Here is a 15627-nt window from a genome sequence, read left to right as displayed (position 1 = left end):
ACGCGTGCCAGCGCCGTCCCCCTCCTCCCAGCGTCGTGGCCGCCCCCTCCGCTTCGGGGCGGGCCTGGTCGTCCTGCTCGCCGTCGCGGGGTACCTCGTGGTGCAGTACGTCACCGCCGGTACCGGCGCACCCGGGTGCAGAGTCGTTTCGAACAGCGGGAACGCGTCGTACGAGTTCACCCCGGAGCAGGCGGTGAACGCGGCCACGATCTCCGCCGTCGGCACCGACCGGGGCATGCCAGAGCGGGCCGTGACCATCGCGCTCGCCACCGCCCTGCAGGAGTCGGGCCTGCGCAACCTCGCGCACGGCGACCGGGATTCGCTCGGCCTGTTCCAGCAGCGGCCCTCGCAGGGCTGGGGCACCGCGCGGCAGGTCACCGACCCGGCGTACGCGGCGAACGTCTTCTACGCGCACCTGGCGAAGGTGCCGGACTACACCGGGCTGCCCCTGACCGTCGCCGCGCAGCGCGTGCAGCGCAGCGGCTTCCCGGAGGCGTACGCCAAGCACGAGCCGGACGCCACGCTGCTGGCCGCCGCGCTCACCGGGCGGTCGGCGGCCAGCCTGACCTGCGCGGGCCGCCCGGGGACGACGACGGCCACCGGCCCCGACGCGGTACGCGCCGCACTCGTGCGGGACTTCGGGCGCGCGGTGATCCAGCAGGCGGGCGCCGAGGTCGACCCGGCCGGGGACGTGTCCGCTGCGCCCTCGGCCCGGGCGGACGGGCCCCGCGCGCACGGCGGGGGGCGGACGGTGACCCTGCCGGTGACCGCGGCCGGCGGCGACGGGCGCGGCGTCCGGGAGCGGGGCTGGCAGTTGGCCCACTGGGCGGTGGCCAACGCCTCGGCGCTGCACATCGAGCGGGTGTCGTACGCCGGGCGGGAGTGGGTCGCCGGGAACACCGACAGCCGGTGGCGCACGACCGGGGGCAACGAGGCGAGCGGGACCGGCGGGGCGCGGGGCTCGGGCGCCGACTCGGTGCGGATCGTCACCGGCGAATAGGGCGCGTCCGAGGACCCGTGCAGGCGTGCGGACCGTCCCCCTCCGGGGTGTCGGCCGGCGTTTTACCAGCACTCCCGCGGAGCTTTTCCCGGCCGGGCACCCGTAAACCCCGAAACCCTTGCGGGCAAAGGGCCGCAGGGGCTCGGCGGACTTTCACACCGGATGCCCTTTGCCCCTTTTTATCCGCAGGCGATAATGCGACGCATTGCCAACTCTTTACGTCGCCCGTCCGCAACCTTCGCGGGGCGTCGAGCGGTAGTCACGGCGCACGACTCACCGTTTTCTCCCGTCGAAGGAGCACTATGTCCCTCCCCCTGACCCGCCGGATCGCCCGTGCCGCGCTGCTCGTCGCTGCGGGAGCGGCCGCCGGGGTCGGTGCGGCCGGTTCCGCCAGTGCGGCGCCGGACCTGCCCGCGACGCCGAACCTGGGCGGGCTGACCGCGCTGGACGCGGCGAGCGCCGGCAACACGGTGGACGGAGCGGCGCAGAACGTCACCGGGCTCGCCGGCGAGACCGGCAGCAAGGCCGTGAAGCAGGCGGTGCCGGCCGTCGGCAAGACGGGCGGCAAGGCCGTGAAGAAGGCGGCCCCGGCCGCGCAGAAGGCGGCCGGTGAAGCCGCCGGGTCCGCGGGCGAGGTCCTCGGCGACACCGCGTCCGGCGCCACCAAGGGCGGTCTGCCCACCGACGCCCTCACCCACGGCGGGCTGCCCGGCGCGGGCACGCTGCCGGTGCAGGGCCTGCCGCTCGGCTGATCCGCGCCGGCCGCTGACGCGCGACGGGGCCCGGGGGACGACGTCTCCCCCGGGCCCCGTCGCGCATCCTGCCGCCGGGCCGCGCGTCCTAGGGGGTGCTCGTCGATCAGGCCGGGCTCGCGGCCTGATCGACGAGACACCCCCTACCGCCCGACCAGGCGGGCGGTGGCGGCGCCGACCCGCTCGTCCGTAGCCGTCAGGGCCACGCGGACGAACCGCTCGCCCGCCGGGCCGTAGAAGTCGCCCGGGGCCACGAGGATGCCCAGGTCCGCGAGGTGGTCGACCGTGTCCCAGCAGGACTCGTCCCGGGTGGCCCACAGGTAGAGGCTGGCCTCGCTGTGCTCGATGCGGAAGCCGTGGGCCAGGAGCGCCTCGCGCAGGGCGGTGCGGCGGGCGGCGTAGCGCTCGCGCTGCTCGTGCACGTGGGTGTCGTCGGACAGGGCCGCGACGACGGCCGCCTGGGTGGGCGCCGAGGTCATCATGCCGCCGTGCTTGCGGATCTCCAGCAGCGGACCGAGCACGGCCGGGTCGCCCACCAGGAACGCGGCCCGGTAGCCGGCCAGGTTCGAGCGCTTGGAGAGCGAGTGGACGGCCACGAGGCCGTCGAGGGAGCCGCCGTTGACGTCGGGGTGCAGGACGGAGGCCGGGTCGGTCTCCCAGCCCAGCTCGATGTAGCACTCGTCGGCGACCACCAGCACCCCGTGCTCCCGGGCCCAGGCCACCGTCCGGGTCAGCTCTTCCTTGCCCAGCACCCGGCCCGTGGGGTTGGACGGCGAGTTGAGCCACAGCAGCTTCAGCCCGGCCGGGTCGAGCCCGGTCGGCTCGTCGTAGGCCACGTACCCCGCGCGGGCCAGCCGTGCGCCGACCTCGTACGTCGGGTAGGCCAGCCGCGGGTAGGCGACCGTGTCACCGGGGCCGAGGCCCAGCTGGGTCGGGAGCCAGGCGACCAGTTCCTTGGAGCCCACGACGGGCAGTACGTGCCGGTGGGTGAGGTCCCGGGCGCCCAGGCGGCGCTCCGCCCAGCCCGTGATCGCGTCGCGCAGCGCCGGGGTGCCCCAGACCGTCGGGTAGCCCGGGGAGTCCGCGGCGTCGACCAGCGCCTTCTGGATCAGGTCGGGGACCGGGTCGACGGGCGTGCCGACGGAGAGGTCGACGATGCCGTCGTGGTGCGCGGCGGCCTTCCTCTTGTAGGGCTCGAGCTTGTCCCAGGGGAAGGCCGGGAGGCGGTCGGAGACTGCGGACACGGGATCTGGCTCACTTTCTGGTACGGCCGGTGCGCCGCCGCTACGGCGCCGGTACGGCAAACGCCTCGGTCCCGTGCGGCGGGTGATCGCGGAGGATCAGGCCGTACGGGACCGAGGCGGCGCCGGATGCGGACCGCTGACGCGGTGTTACTCGGCCTGGGGCGGCAGCGCGGCGACGAACGGGTGGTCCCGCTCGATCAGTCCGAGCTTGCTGGCGCCGCCCGGGGAGCCGAGGTCGTCGAAGAACTCGACGTTCGCCTTGTAGTAGTCCTTCCACTCCTCCGGCACGTCGTCCTCGTAGAAGATCGCCTCGACCGGGCAGACCGGCTCACAGGCACCGCAGTCGACGCATTCGTCCGGGTGGATGTACAAGGACCGCTGGCCCTCGTAGATGCAGTCGACCGGGCACTCCTCGATGCACGCCTTGTCCTTGACGTCGACACAAGGCTGCGCGATGACGTAGGTCACGCTGTCGTTCCTCCTCGATAGGGCGCTGGCGGGCCTCCCACAGGCTCCGCCGCCTGGCGCGCGGGAGCGCGGCGTCGTCGATGCCCGCCCCTAGTATCTCCGTTCCTGGGCATGATCCGAACAGGAGGGGTGGACCGACCTGTGGAAATCTCGGCCGCCGGGCGCCTCGAAGTCCGCATCACCGCCGCTGACGTGGGCAAACGTGTCTCCGTTCGGCGACTGGACGACGGGGGCGCCGATGACGCGAAATTCACCGACACGGTGGGTGTTCTCACATCATGGGACAACGGTGTGCTGGTGATCACACGCCGGGACGGGGAAGTGGTCCGCGTGCCGGAACGCTCGCTGGTCGCCGGGAAGGTCGTCCCGGCCGCCCCGGCGCGTCGCCGCGGGCCGGCCGCCTCGTACGAGGAGCTGGCGCGGGTCTCCGCGCGCGCCTGGCCGCCCGTGGAGCGCGAGCGGCTCGGCGAGTGGGAGCTGCGGGCCGCCTCCGGGTTCACCAGGCGGGCCAACTCGGTGCTGCCGCTGGGTGACCCCGGTGTGCCGCTGGACGAGGCGCTGGACGCCGTGCGGCGGTGGTACGGCGCGCGCGGGCTGCCCGCCCACGTGCAGACCGCGACCGGCGCCGAGGGCACCCAGGAGCTGCTGTGCGCGGAGCTGGAGCGGCGCGGGTGGGTGCGCGAGGTGACGGCCGAACTGTGGGTCGGGGCCCTGGCACCGGTGGCCGACACGGGCGACGCTGGGGGTGTCGTGCTGTCCCGGACGGCCGACGAGGCCTGGCTGTCGCGCTACGGGCGCAAGGGGGTGAGCGAGGTGGCCCTGCGGGTGCTGAGCGGCGGGCCGTCGGTGTGGTTCGCCTCGGTGCCGGGCGCCCAGGGCGCCGCGCCGGCCGCGATCGGGCGGTGCGTCGTGGACGGTCGGTGGGCCGGGTTCGCCGCGGTCGAGGTCGACCCCGCGCAGCGGCGCCGCGGACTGGCCACGGCGGTGATGGCCGCGCTGGCCGGGCGGGCCCTCCAGGAGGGCGCCTCGGCGGCCTGGCTCCAGGTCGAGACGGACAACGCCGGGGCGCGGGCACTGTACGCCCGGACCGGCTTCGCCGCGCACCACGCCTACCACCACTACCGGGAGCCCGGTCATGCACTCCCCTGAGCCGCCGTCGCCCGAGCGCGCCGCGGAGCTGCGGCGCCGGTTCGCCGAGGAGGCGCGCGCCGAGCGGCCCGACCTGTCCGTGCTGTGCCTGCTGATCGGCGCGCAGGCCGACGGGACGCTGGACGAGGCCGGCCTGGACGCGGCCCAACTGGAGCTGGACCGGCTGGCCGGTGAGGTGCCGTTCCGGCCGGGCGATCCGCGTTCCTGGGCGGTGGCCCTGCGGAACCTGCTCGGCGAGCGGTACGGGTACCGGGGTACCGCCGCGGACTACCAGCGGCTGGAGTCGTCGCTGCTGCACTCGGTGCTGCTGCGGCGGCGGGGGCTGCCGATCCTGCTGTCGGTGGTGTGGCTGGAGGTCGCCCGGCGGGCCGGGGCCCCGGTGTACGGGGTCGCGCTGCCCGGCCACTTCGTCGTGGGGTTCGGACCGCGGGAGGAGCAGGTGCTGGCCGACCCGTTCGACGGGGGCCGGGTGCTGTCCGGGGCGGACGCGGACGTGCTGGTGGTCGGGGCGACGGGGGCGCCGCTGGAGCCGTCGATGCTGGTGCCCGCCGCACCGCTGGAGGTGGTGCTGCGGGTGCTGAACAACATCCGGGCGTGGGCGGCGGCCCGGCCCGAGCGCTCGGACGTGGCGCTGTGGGCGGTGGAGCTGGCGCTGCTGGTGCCGTCGCACCCGGCCCGGCTGCGGTACGAGCGGGGGCAGTTGCTGGTGCAGCGGGGCGCCTTCGTCACGGGCGCCGAGGAGATGGAGGAGTACGCGCAGCTGGTCGAGGTGGTGGACGAGGGCCTGGCGGACCGGGTGCGGACGGAGGCGCTGGCGGCGCGGGCGCTGATGAACTGAGCGGCGGGCCGACGCCCCCGCCCGCGCACCATGTCGACGCTTCGGCGCTCGTGCGGCCGGCTACAGCCAGCCCTTCTCCCGCGCTATCCGGACCGCCTCCGCCCGGTTGCGGGCCGCGAGCTTCTGGATCGCCGTGGACAGGTAGTTGCGGACCGTGCCCTGGGACAGGTGCAGGGACGCGGCCAGTTCGGCGTTGGTGGAGCCGTCCGCCGCCGCGCGCAGCACCTCGCGCTCGCGGTCGGTCAGCGGGTTGGCGCCCTCGGCGAGGGCGGCCGCGGCCAGGGTGGGGTCGATGACGCGTTCGCCGGCCAGCACCTTGCGCACGGCCTGCGCGAGTTCGGCGGCGGGGGCGTCCTTGACCAGGAAGGCGTCGGCGCCGGACTCCATCGCGCTGCGCAGGTAGCCGGGGCGGCCGAAGGTGGTGAGCACGACCAGCTTCAACGAGGGGAACGCGCGGTGCAGTTGCGCCGCCGCCTCGATGCCCGTCGCGCCCGGCATCTCGATGTCCAGCAGGGCCACGTCCAGGTCGTGCTCCCGCGCCACCGCGAGGACCTCGTCACCGCGGGCCACCTGGGCGACCACCTCGATGTCGTCCTCCAGGCCGAGCAGCGCGGCGAGCGCCTCGCGGACCATCGACTGGTCCTCCGCCAGCAGGACCTTGATCGTGCGCGTCATGGGGCGGATCCTACGCGCGCCGGACTGCCCGCCGGGACGCGGGCGACGACCCGGAAGCCCTTCCGGGTCCCGCCCGCCTCCAGGGTGCCGCCCGCCTTCTCCAGGCGCTCGGTGAGGCCCGTGAGGCCGTTCCCGGGCCCGGTGCCGGAGCCCCCGGAGCCGTCGTCCTCGACGGACAGCTCCAGCACCGGCCCGTCCAGGGTCTGGCGCCGGACCAGTCCGACCACGCAGCGGCGGGCCCCGCTGTGCCGTACGACGTTGGTGACGGCCTCGCGCAGCGCCCAGGCCAGGGCGGCCTCGCTGTCCTCGGGGACGCCGTCGAGGTCGGGTTCGACGGGAAGTTCTGCGGTGACCCCGGCCGCGGTCAGGGCGACCTGCGCACCGGCGAGTTCGGCGGCGAGGCGGGCGCGCCGGTAGCCGGTCACGGCCTCGCGCACGTCCACCAGGGCCTGCCGGCTGACCTGTTCGATGTCGGCGACCTGCTGGGCCGCCCTGTCGGGGTGGTCGGGGAGCATCCGGCCCGCCAGCTCGCTCTTGAGCGTGATCAGCGACAGGGAGTGGCCCAGCAGGTCGTGCAGGTCCCGGGCCAGCCGCAGCCGCTCCTCGTTGGCGGCGAGGTAGGCGACGGTCGCGCGGGCCTCGCGCAACTCGATCGTGGTCCGGATCAGTTCGCGCACGCCGGTCATGGAGAACCCGGCCAGCAGCGCCGGCAGCAGCAGCCCGGCCAGGTACTCCGTGCCGTCGGGCACGACCAGGGCGAGCCCGGTCAGCAGCAGGGAGGTGCCGGGCACGGTCCAGCGCGCGTACCGCATCGGCAGGGCGGCGCCGGAGGCCACGGAGACGTACACGAACAGCACCAGCCACTCCCGGCCCAGGGTGAGGCTGAGCAGGGCGGACTGGGCGGCGAGGACGGCCAGCGAGGCCAGCACCACCGTGTTGGTCTCCCCGCGCCCCGCGCGGAACACCAGCGCGAAGTACCAGGCCACGAAGGCCAGCAGGCCCAGTGCGCCGAGCACGCGGACCGGGTCGGAGTGACCGCCGTGCAGCAGGTCGCCCACGGGTGCGCTGAGGTAGGCGAGCCAGATGCCCGTCCACAGCAGCTTCATCATGCGCTGCCTGTGGTTGCGGGGGCGCTGCCCGATGCCGATGCCGCTCACGCCTTCAGCGTGTCCTTCCGGTACAGCCAGGCCGCGCCGCCCGTGAACAGGACGAAGAACACGGCGAGGAGGGCGATGTCCGTCATGTGCGGGGCCCGGCTCTGTTCGATGGCCTGCCCCAGGGCAGCGTACGCGTGCGTGGGCACCCACCTGGCGATGTCCTGGAGCCAGCCCGGGAAGGTGGTGGTGGGCATCCACAGGCCGCCCAGGATGGACAGGCCGAAGTAGGTGATCATGGTGATCGGGCGGACCGCGTCGCCGCCGGCGAGGTAGCCGAGCGCCACGCCCAGCGCGGCGAACACCAGGCTGCCCGCCCAGATCGACCCGGTGAGCGCGAGCCACTGCCAGGCGTCCAGCCGTACGTCCTTGACGGTCGCGGCGACCGCGAACACCACCACGATGGACGGCAGGCTCACCACGGCCGCGCTCGCGGTCTTCGCGAGGACGTAGCCGCGGCCCGGCAGGGTGGTCAGCCGCAGCTGCCGCACCCAGCCGCTCTCGCGCTCCTTGGCGATGCGCTCGCTGTTGCCCATCAGGACGGCCGTCAGGGCGCCGAAGGAGGCCATGGAGACCATCATGTAGGTCGGCAGGGTCAGGCCCGTCCCGTCGATCTTCTCCGTGGCGTCGGCGCTGCCCGCGATCAGCAGGAACAGCACGGACGGGTAGATCACCGAGAAGAACAGGAACTTGCGGTTGCGCAGGGCGCGGGTCAGTTCCAGCTTGATCAGGCTGTTCACTTCTGCTTCGCCTCCTCGGCGGCGGTGATGGCGACGAAGGCCTGCTCCAGACCGAGCCCGGCGACCTCGAGGTTGCGGGGGTAGAGGCCGAGGCCGTAGAGGGCGTGGACGGTCGCGTCGGCGTCGGAGGACTGGATGCGGACCGTGTGGTGGCCGGGGGCCGCGGCGGGGCCGGCGTGGGACACGGTCAGGGAGGTCAGGAACGGCAGGTCGCGCAGGGTGGCCTCGTCGACGGCGCCCTCCAGGTCGAAGGAGACGCGGCGCGCGCCCGCCTTGGCCTTGATCTCGGCGGCGGTGCCGTCGGCGAGCAGCCGGCCCCGGTGCAGCACCAGCACCCGGTCGGCGACCGCGTCGGCCTCCTCCAGGTAGTGGGTCGCGAACAGCACCGTGCGGCCCTGCTCGGCCTGTTCGCGCATCGTGGCCCAGAACGCCTGGCGGGTGGTCACGTCCATGCCGGTGGTCGGCTCGTCCAGGACGATCAAGTCGCTGTCCCCCGCGGTGGCGAGCGCGAAGCGGACCCGCTGCGCCTGGCCGCCGGAGAGCTTGTCGACCTTGCGGTCGGCGATCTGCGCGACGCCGGCCCGGGCGAGGACGTCGGACACCGGGTGGGGCCGCGGGTGCAGGGCGCAGGCGAGCCGGACCAGTTCGCCGACCGTCACCTCGTCCATCAGCCCGCCGCTCTGCAGCATGGCGCCCACCCGCCCGGCGACGATCGCCTCGCGGGGGCTGGTGCCGAAGACGCGCACCGTGCCGGTGTCGGCGGGGCGCAGCCCGAGCAGCAGGTCGAGGGTGGTGGACTTGCCGGCGCCGTTCGGGCCGAGCAGCGCCACGGTCTCCCCGGGGTGCAGGGTGAGGCTCAGTCCGTCGACGGCGCGTACGTCGCCGTAGTGCTTCGTCACCTGGTCGAAGGCGACCGCGGGCCGTGCCGTGTCCCCCGCGGCCGCTGTGGTCGCCTGTGTCGTCGTCATGCGGCCATCGTGGCCGGGCGGGACGGTGTCGCGGCAGTGTCGGCGGTCCTGATCGCCGCATGACGGATGTCATGCGGCGATCAGCGGACGGACCGGATCAGCTGGGGTCGGTCTCGATGACCGCGACCCGGTTCGTGGTGCTCTTCAGTGCCGGGCGCAGGGCGCTGATCACGTCCTGGACCGTGACGGGCGTCTTCTGCCCGGTGCCCCGGGTGACGAGCACGCCGTCGAAGGTGCTGCCGTACAGCTCCTTCAGGGCGGCCTCGTCGTAGCTGTCGACGAGCTTGCCGTTGACCGCCTTGACCCGGAGGAACTTCCACAGGGACTTCTCGGGGCTGAAGGCGATCTCGTGCGAGCCGCTCTTGACCGTGACCTTCGCGGACATGGCCGGCTCGGCGAACTCCTTCATCATGCGGTCGACCTCGGCGTTGGACACCGTCGGCTGCTTGCTGGTGGTCGGGACCCGCACGGTGGTGGGGGCGCCGGTCTCCACCTGGGTGCGGTAGGCCTCCTCGACCGCCGAGGCGGCCCGCGTGGTGTCGATGCCCTGGCCGGCCTTGCCGTAGACCGGGACGGCCTTGCCCGACTCGAACCTGATCGTGCCGTCGCTCGCGCTGCCCGCGCCGCCCGCGGCGGTCTCCAGGGCCGCGTCGAGCTTCTCCTCGTCGACCGGCATCTCGGGCTCGACCTCGCGCTTCTGGCCGAACAGCGTGCCGATCACCGAGACCGGGTTGTAGTCGCTGCGGGCCGCGTCGTCCACCGTGGCCTGCAGGTCGAACTGGAGGCCGGCCTGGTCCGGCTTGAGGGTGACCGTCTGCCCGTCGACGGACAGCTTCAGCGCCTGGTTGACCCGCTGGTCGAAGGCGTCGCCGAGCTTCTTGACGGCGTCGTCGCGGGTGCCGCCGCCGATGTCGACGCCCAGCACGGTGGTGCCCTTGGGCACGTCGGAGTGGTTCATCAGCAGGCCCGCGCCATAGGCGCCGACCGCCGCGAGCACGACCAGCCCGCCGAGCAGGACCAGCTTGCTGCGGCCCTTCTTCTTCGCCTTCTTCGCCGCGGGCGCGGACTTGCCCTGCGCGGACGGCTCGGTGCGCTGCGACGGGGTGTGCGGCACCGGCCCGTCGGCGGACCCGCCGGGCGGGAAGGGACCGTTGCGGTCGGCCGGGGGCACGACCGGGATGCCGCTGGTGACGGTCTGGCCGGAGACGTTGTCGGGGCGCGGGAAGCTGCCGGTGGCGCCGGGGTCGGCCGGCTTCTGCGGGGTGAGGACCGCCGTGTCGTCGCTCAGCCCGCCGCCGGGCAGCCGGGCGCCGGGGGCGGCCGGGGCGCCGGGGTGGGTGCCGGGGCCCGCGAGGCCGTGCGCGCCGTTCGGGCCGGCACCGGGGGCGCCGGGCACGCCGGCGCCGTGCGGGCCGCCGACGACCGGCAGCGCAGCCGTGGCGTCGCCGTTCATGGGGCCGGTCATGGGGCCGGTGGTGGGACCGGCCGGGCCGGTGCCGTAGGGGCTGCCCTGGTCGCCGTAGTCGCTGAAGTTCTCGTAGCCGTGCGGGCCCTGGCCCTGGGGGCCGCCCTGGCCGTTCGGGCCGGTCGGACCGCCCTGGGTGCCCTGGGTGCCCTGGACGCCCTGGACGCCGTCCGGGGCGCCGAAGCCCTGCCCGGCGGCGTCGGCGAACGGGCCGCCCTGCGGCGGCTGTCCGCCCGGTGCGCCGCCCTGCGCGGTGCCGTCGGCGAAGTACGGCAGCCCGTCCGGGCGTGCCTCGCCGCCGTCCTGGCCGGGGCGGGGGCCGTTCTGCGCGGCGGCGTTGAGCGCCTCGGTGACGTCGAAGGAGCCGGTGCCACCGCCGTGCCCGGGAGCCACGGGGCCGCCGGTGGCGCCGGGCAGGCCCGCGCCGTTGGTGGCGCCGGGGCGCGGCGCGCCCGGTGCTGCCATGGAGCCGACCACGCCACCCGGCCGTCCGGCACCGGGCCGCGTGGACGCGCCGGGACCGCCCGGCGCCGCGGGGGCACCAGGAGCCGCACCGGTGGGTGCGCCGCTGCCCGCGCCCGGCCCCGTCGCGGCCGTGCCGGAGCCGGCGGGCGAACCGCCCGGCGTCCCGGCGCCGTTGGCCGCGGCACCGCCCGGACCGCCCTTGGCGGGGGCCGACTTGCGGGGGGCGAACCAGTCGCTGGTCTTCTCCTCGCCCGCCGGGGCGCCCTCGGCAGGCGCCGGTGCCTGCGGGGCGGGCCGGTCCTGGCCGGCGGGAGCCGTGGCGGGCGCGGGCTGCGCCTGGGCGACGGTGTCCTCCGCCGTGGCCTCCGCCTCCGTGACGGGCTTGCGCACGACGACCGGCGGAATCGGCCGGGATCCGGGGATGTTGATGCGGATCCGGGTCGTCAGCGTGGTCTCGGTCTTGCGTTCCTCCGGCTGCGTCGCCGAGCGCCCCGCGTCCGTACCGCCGGCGGGGACCACGGGGGTCCCGTACGGCGGCGTACCCGAGGGGTATGCGGCTCCGCCGCGCCCGTTGGGCCCGGAGGACGGAGTGTCAGTTTCACGACTCAAGGCAGGTTCTCCAGATTGGCTCCGCCGCCCGCCACGACCTCACGGGCAGCTCGGCGGCGCGCACCACCATACTGGCCACTTCTGGCGTGTATCCCACGACCGCCGGGGAAACCATCACCGGATACGCACGCCCACGCGGTGGCGAAGTGGTACGTCACTTGCCAAGTCGGACGTCCTGGTCGGCCGGTTGCCCCAGGGGGGCGAGGGTGGCACAGATCACAGCCAGCGCCATGCCTCCGAGCAGGAAGAGGTAGGAGCCGCCGCCCGCGCCGAACAGGAAGTCCCCTTCCGGCCGCGCGGTGGTGAGCAGGATGACGGCGACCATCCAGCCGGCCGCCGGGGCGACGGCCCCGCCGCGGCTGCGGGCCAGCCGGGCGCCGCCGAGGAACAGGCCGGCCGCGCCCGCGAGGGCGAGCAGCAGACCGCCGGGGAACCACCCGGCCTGCACCAGCGAACCGGCGGCGCCGGTGACCGCGCCGAGCAGCAGCAGCCCCAGGTAGCCGGCCGCCCGGCCGGCGGAGGGGGGCCGCAGGGGCTGGGCGAGCAGGGAACCGCGGCCGGTCACCGGGCCACCGCCTCGACGCCGGCGAAGAGGTCGCTCTCGCGCTCCCGGGGGCGCTCGCCGCGCACCAGCTCGTAGTACTCGGTGGTGAACAGGGGTTGGGCGAGCTCGTTGGAGAGCGCGAAGTACGGTGCGTCGGGGGCGACGTCGATCTGGGTCGCGTGCGCGCGCATCGCGGCGGCCTTGGCCCCGGCGTACGCGGTGCCGTCGATCGCGGTGGTGATCCGGTCGTCGTCGACGACGCCGGGGAGGTCGTCCACGGCGGCCACCCGGTCGAAGGGGAGCCCGGGCAGGTCCGCGCGCAGCCGGGCGAAGGCGTCCTCGGCGACGGAGCGGGGGACGCGGTTCCAGTAGACCTTGGGGACGGTCCAGCCGGCATCGGCGGCCAGTTCGACGGCGCGCATGGCGACGCGGTGGGCCTGGATGTGGTCGGGGTGGCCGTAGCCGCCGTGGTCGTCGTAGGTGACGACGACCTGGGGGCGGGTGCGCAGGACGACCTCGGCGAGGGAGGCGGCGGCGGTGTCGACGTCGGCCTGCCAGAAGCAGCCGGGGTCGTCGTTGTCGGGCAGGCCCATCATCCCGGAGTCGCCGTAGCGCCCGGCGCCGCCCAGCAGGCCCGAGTCGGTGACGCCGAGTTCGCGCAGGGCGGCGGTCAGTTCACCCAGCCGGTGCTCCCCCAGCGCGGCACCGGTCAGGTGCCGCAGCGCGGGCGGGATCACCTCGCCGCGCTCGCCCAGGGTGCAGGTGACCAGGGTCACCTGGGCACCCTCGGCGGCGTACCGCGCCATGGTCGCGCCGTTGTTGATCGACTCGTCGTCCGGGTGCGCGTGCACCAGCAGCAGACGACGCGCGGGCAGTTCCGTCATGGAGCCACCCTACGAGCCGGGCATGCTCCCGCCGCGCAGGGGCAGACGGAACGACGTGCCCGCCGGCCGGGGTCAGAACTTGATGCTGCCGATCATGCTGGCCACGCTGGTCGTCAGGTCGCTGATCGTGGGCGCGACCGTCGACGAGGCGAGGTAGAAGCCGAGCAGGATGCAGACGACCGCGTGACCGCCCTTCAGGCCGGACTTCTTGACCAGCAAGAAGACGATGATCGCCAGCAGCACCACCGCCGAAATCGAGAGTGCCACGGCGGCTCACCTCCAAGAACCCGGGTACGTGGGGGACAGAGCGAGGGACCTTGTACATCCATACAGCAGCCGGCAGGTTCATACCCACGCAGCGCTATTGATCATAACTACGGGTGCGCGCGCATCGGTCGGCGCACGGACGCGCAAGGGGGCGCATGGCCAATCATGGCCAATAGGGTCGGGGCATGACGACCGAGTCCGACTCCTTCCCCCGACGGCACGCCCGCACCCAGCGTTTCACCCTCGGCGCGCCGCGTTCGTTCACCGTCGCCCCCGACGGCTCCCGTGTCGTGTTCCTGCGCTCGCACTCCGGTACGGACCGGGCGAACGCCCTGTGGGTCCTGGACCCCGCGGACGGCGCCGAGCGCCTGGCCGCCGACCCGTACGCCCTGCTCGGCGGGGCCGCGGAGGACCTCTCCGCCGAGGAGCGGGCGCGCCGCGAGCGCAGCCGCGAGGGGGGCGCCGGCATCGTCGCGTACGCCACCGACAGTGCCGTGGAGCTGGCCTCCTTCGCCCTGTCGGGGCGGCTGTTCGCCGCCGACCTGCGGGCCGGCACGGCCCGTGAACTGCCCGTCGCCGCCCCGGTGATCGACCCCCGTCCCTCCCCCGACGGGCGGCACGTGGCGTACGTCTCCGGCGGCGCGCTGCGCGTGGTGGGTGCCGACGGGGACGGCGACCGGGTGCTGGCGGGGCCGGACGAGGAGGCCGGCCCGGCGGGTGACGGCACGGTCTCCTACGGCCTGGCGGAGTTCGTCGCGGCCGAGGAGATGGACCGTTCGCGCGGCTTCTGGTGGTCCCCGCAGTCCGACCGGCTGCTGGTGGCGCGGGTGGACGACACGCCGGTGCGCCGGTGGTGGATCGCGGACCCGGCCCACCCGGAACGTGACCCACAGCACGTCCCGTATCCGGCGGCGGGCACCCCGAACGCGGACGTGCGGCTGCTCGTCGTCGGGCTCGACGGGGCGCGCACGGAGGTCGTCTGGGACCGGCAGCGCTACCCGTACCTGGCGCGAGTGCACTGGTCAGCGGCGGGTGCGCCGCTGCTGCTCGTGCAGGCGCGTGACCAGCGCAGCCAGTTGTACCTGGCGGTGGACCCTGACACGGGGGCGACCCGGATGGTGCACGCCGACGAAGATCCAGTTTGGCTTGATCTTTTCGCGGGGGTGCCCTGCTGGAGCCCTTCGGGGAATCTGGTGCGGATCGCCGACGAGGGGGGCGCGCGGGTCCTCGCGGTGGGCGAACGGCCGCTGACCGGTGCGCAGTTGCACGTGCGCGCCGTGCTGGACGTGGGCGCCGACGACGTGCTGGTCACGGCCTCGGCCGGGCAGGACGCGGAGCGGCCGGAGACCGGCGAGGTGCACGTGTACCGCGTGAACGAGCTCGGCTGGGAGCGCGTGTCGCAGGAGCCGGGCGTGCACGCGGCGGTGCGTTCCGGGCGGGTCACGGTCCTGGTGTCGGCGACGCTGGACCGGCCCGGCAGCCGGGCGCGGGTGCTGCGGGACGGCGAGCCGGTCGCCACGGTGGCCTCCCAAGCGGTGGATCCCGGCCTCACTCCGCGCGTGACGCTGACCGAGGGGGGCGCACGCCGCGTCCCGTGCGCCGTGCTTATGCCTACGGACTACCCCGGTGACACCTCCCTGCCGGTTCTGCTCGACCCGTACGGCGGACCCCACGGCCCGCGCGTCGTCGCGGCGCACAACGCCCACCTGACCTCGCAGTGGTTCGCCGACCAGGGCTTCGCGGTGGTCGTCGCCGACGGCCGGGGCACCCCGGGCCGCTCCCCCGGCTGGGAGAAGGCGGTGCACCGCGACTTCACGGTGTCCCTGGACGACCAGGTCGAGGCCCTCCAGGACCTCGCGAAGCACTACCCTCTGGACCTCTCCCGGGTGGCCGTTCGCGGCTGGTCGTACGGCGGTTACCTGGCCGCCCTCGCGGTCCTGCGCCGCCCCGACGTCTTCCACGCCGGCGTCGCGGGCGCCCCGGTGACCGACTGGCGGCTGTACGACACCCACTACACCGAGCGGTACCTGGGCGACCCGGCCACCGACGCGGCGGCGTACGCGCGCAGTTCGCTGGTGACCGACGACGGGCTGTCCGAGGCGGCCGAGCCGCACCGCCCGCTGATGATCGTGCACGGCCTGGCGGACGACAACGTGGTGGTCGCGCACTCCCTGCGGCTGTCCTCGGCCCTGCTCGCCGCGGGCCGCCCGCACGAGGTGCTCCCGCTGTCCGGCGTCACCCACATGACCCCGCAGGAACAGGTCGCCGAGAACCTGCTGCTGCTCCAGGTGGACTTCCTCAGGCGCGCGCTGGGCCTGTCGGCGGGCTGAGCCCCGGCACGGCACGGGCCGGGGACGACATGGCTGCGTCCCCGGCCCGTTACGGCACCCGCACGGCCGTACGCC

Annotated in this window: 15 protein-coding genes; 5 read left to right on the top strand and 10 right to left on the bottom strand. The window is 74.7% G+C overall.

Going from position 1 to position 15627, the window contains the following annotated elements:
* Nucleotides 1–4: 4 nt before the first annotated feature.
* A complete protein-coding gene (locus tag AQJ30_RS21760; protein ID WP_079084180.1) occupies nucleotides 5–1000 on the top strand; it encodes a VldE C-terminal domain-containing protein in 996 nt (331 codons plus the stop codon).
* 302 nt (nucleotides 1001–1302) lie between these two features.
* Nucleotides 1303–1752, top strand: a complete 450-nt coding sequence (locus AQJ30_RS21755; RefSeq protein ID WP_067236688.1) for an ATP-binding protein — start codon at nucleotides 1303–1305, stop codon at nucleotides 1750–1752.
* Nucleotides 1753–1895: 143 nt separating this feature from the next.
* Here the strand turns inward: AQJ30_RS21755 and AQJ30_RS21750 are convergent, their stop codons facing one another.
* Both AQJ30_RS21750 and fdxA read right to left on the bottom strand, forming a co-directional pair.
* Nucleotides 1896–2996, bottom strand: a complete 1101-nt coding sequence (locus AQJ30_RS21750) for a bifunctional succinyldiaminopimelate transaminase/glutamate-prephenate aminotransferase (RefSeq protein WP_067236687.1) — start codon at nucleotides 2994–2996, stop codon at nucleotides 1896–1898.
* A 147-nt stretch (nucleotides 2997–3143) separates the two neighbouring features.
* Nucleotides 3144–3464, bottom strand: a complete 321-nt coding sequence (fdxA, locus tag AQJ30_RS21745; protein ID WP_067236684.1) for a ferredoxin — start codon at nucleotides 3462–3464, stop codon at nucleotides 3144–3146.
* Nucleotides 3465–3605: 141 nt separating this feature from the next.
* Here fdxA and AQJ30_RS21740 point away from each other — a divergent pair, with 141 nt between their 5' ends.
* Nucleotides 3606–4613 carry a GNAT family N-acetyltransferase gene (locus AQJ30_RS21740; RefSeq protein WP_079084179.1) on the top strand — a complete coding sequence of 336 codons (1008 nt, stop codon included), beginning with the start codon at nucleotides 3606–3608 and terminating at the stop codon, nucleotides 4611–4613.
* Entirely contained in the window at nucleotides 4600–5451 is an 852-nt protein-coding gene (locus AQJ30_RS21735; RefSeq protein WP_067236680.1) for a transglutaminase-like and tetratricopeptide repeat-containing protein, read from the top strand. The genes AQJ30_RS21740 and AQJ30_RS21735 overlap by 14 nt, the downstream gene beginning before the upstream one ends.
* Nucleotides 5452–5511: 60 nt before the next feature.
* On the opposite strand, the gene AQJ30_RS21730 is transcribed toward AQJ30_RS21735, so the two are convergent.
* From AQJ30_RS21730 to AQJ30_RS21695, 8 genes are all read right to left on the bottom strand, one after another.
* On the bottom strand, nucleotides 5512–6126 hold the full coding sequence (locus tag AQJ30_RS21730) for a response regulator transcription factor (protein ID WP_067236677.1): 615 nt from the start codon (nucleotides 6124–6126) through the stop codon (nucleotides 5512–5514).
* Nucleotides 6123–7283, bottom strand: a complete 1161-nt coding sequence (locus tag AQJ30_RS21725; protein ID WP_067236675.1) for a sensor histidine kinase — start codon at nucleotides 7281–7283, stop codon at nucleotides 6123–6125. The genes AQJ30_RS21730 and AQJ30_RS21725 overlap by 4 nt, the downstream gene beginning before the upstream one ends.
* The gene (locus AQJ30_RS21720; protein ID WP_067236673.1) at nucleotides 7280–8020 is read right to left on the bottom strand and encodes an ABC transporter permease; all 741 of its coding nucleotides are present in this window, start codon (nucleotides 8018–8020) and stop codon (nucleotides 7280–7282) included. Before AQJ30_RS21720 ends, AQJ30_RS21725 begins: the two co-directional genes overlap by 4 nt.
* Complete coding sequence (locus AQJ30_RS21715) at nucleotides 8017–8988, bottom strand: ABC transporter ATP-binding protein (protein ID WP_067236670.1); 972 nt, start codon at nucleotides 8986–8988, stop codon at nucleotides 8017–8019. Before AQJ30_RS21715 ends, AQJ30_RS21720 begins: the two co-directional genes overlap by 4 nt.
* 97 nt (nucleotides 8989–9085) lie before the next feature.
* A complete protein-coding gene (locus AQJ30_RS21710; RefSeq protein ID WP_067236668.1) occupies nucleotides 9086–11527 on the bottom strand; it encodes a hypothetical protein in 2442 nt (813 codons plus the stop codon).
* Nucleotides 11528–11681: 154 nt separating this feature from the next.
* Nucleotides 11682–12092 (bottom strand): DUF6113 family protein, encoded by a 411-nt coding sequence (locus AQJ30_RS21705; protein ID WP_067236665.1) that lies wholly within the window; start codon nucleotides 12090–12092, stop codon nucleotides 11682–11684.
* The gene (mshB, locus tag AQJ30_RS21700) at nucleotides 12089–12955 is read right to left on the bottom strand and encodes an N-acetyl-1-D-myo-inositol-2-amino-2-deoxy-alpha-D-glucopyranoside deacetylase (RefSeq protein ID WP_067236662.1); all 867 of its coding nucleotides are present in this window, start codon (nucleotides 12953–12955) and stop codon (nucleotides 12089–12091) included. The genes AQJ30_RS21705 and mshB overlap by 4 nt, the downstream gene beginning before the upstream one ends.
* Nucleotides 12956–13027: 72 nt before the next feature.
* Complete coding sequence (locus AQJ30_RS21695) at nucleotides 13028–13222, bottom strand: hypothetical protein (RefSeq protein ID WP_067236661.1); 195 nt, start codon at nucleotides 13220–13222, stop codon at nucleotides 13028–13030.
* Nucleotides 13223–13407: 185 nt separating this feature from the next.
* Here AQJ30_RS21695 and AQJ30_RS21690 point away from each other — a divergent pair, with 185 nt between their 5' ends.
* Nucleotides 13408–15552, top strand: coding sequence for a S9 family peptidase (locus tag AQJ30_RS21690; RefSeq protein ID WP_067236658.1), 2145 nt, complete (start codon nucleotides 13408–13410; stop codon nucleotides 15550–15552).
* The last annotated feature ends 75 nt before the right edge of the window (nucleotides 15553–15627 follow it).

The sequence above is a fragment of the Streptomyces longwoodensis genome (assembly GCF_001514125.1).
Taxonomy (GTDB): Bacteria; Actinomycetota; Actinomycetes; order Streptomycetales; family Streptomycetaceae; genus Streptomyces; species Streptomyces longwoodensis.
This window is presented reverse-complemented; position numbering and strand designations above follow the sequence as displayed.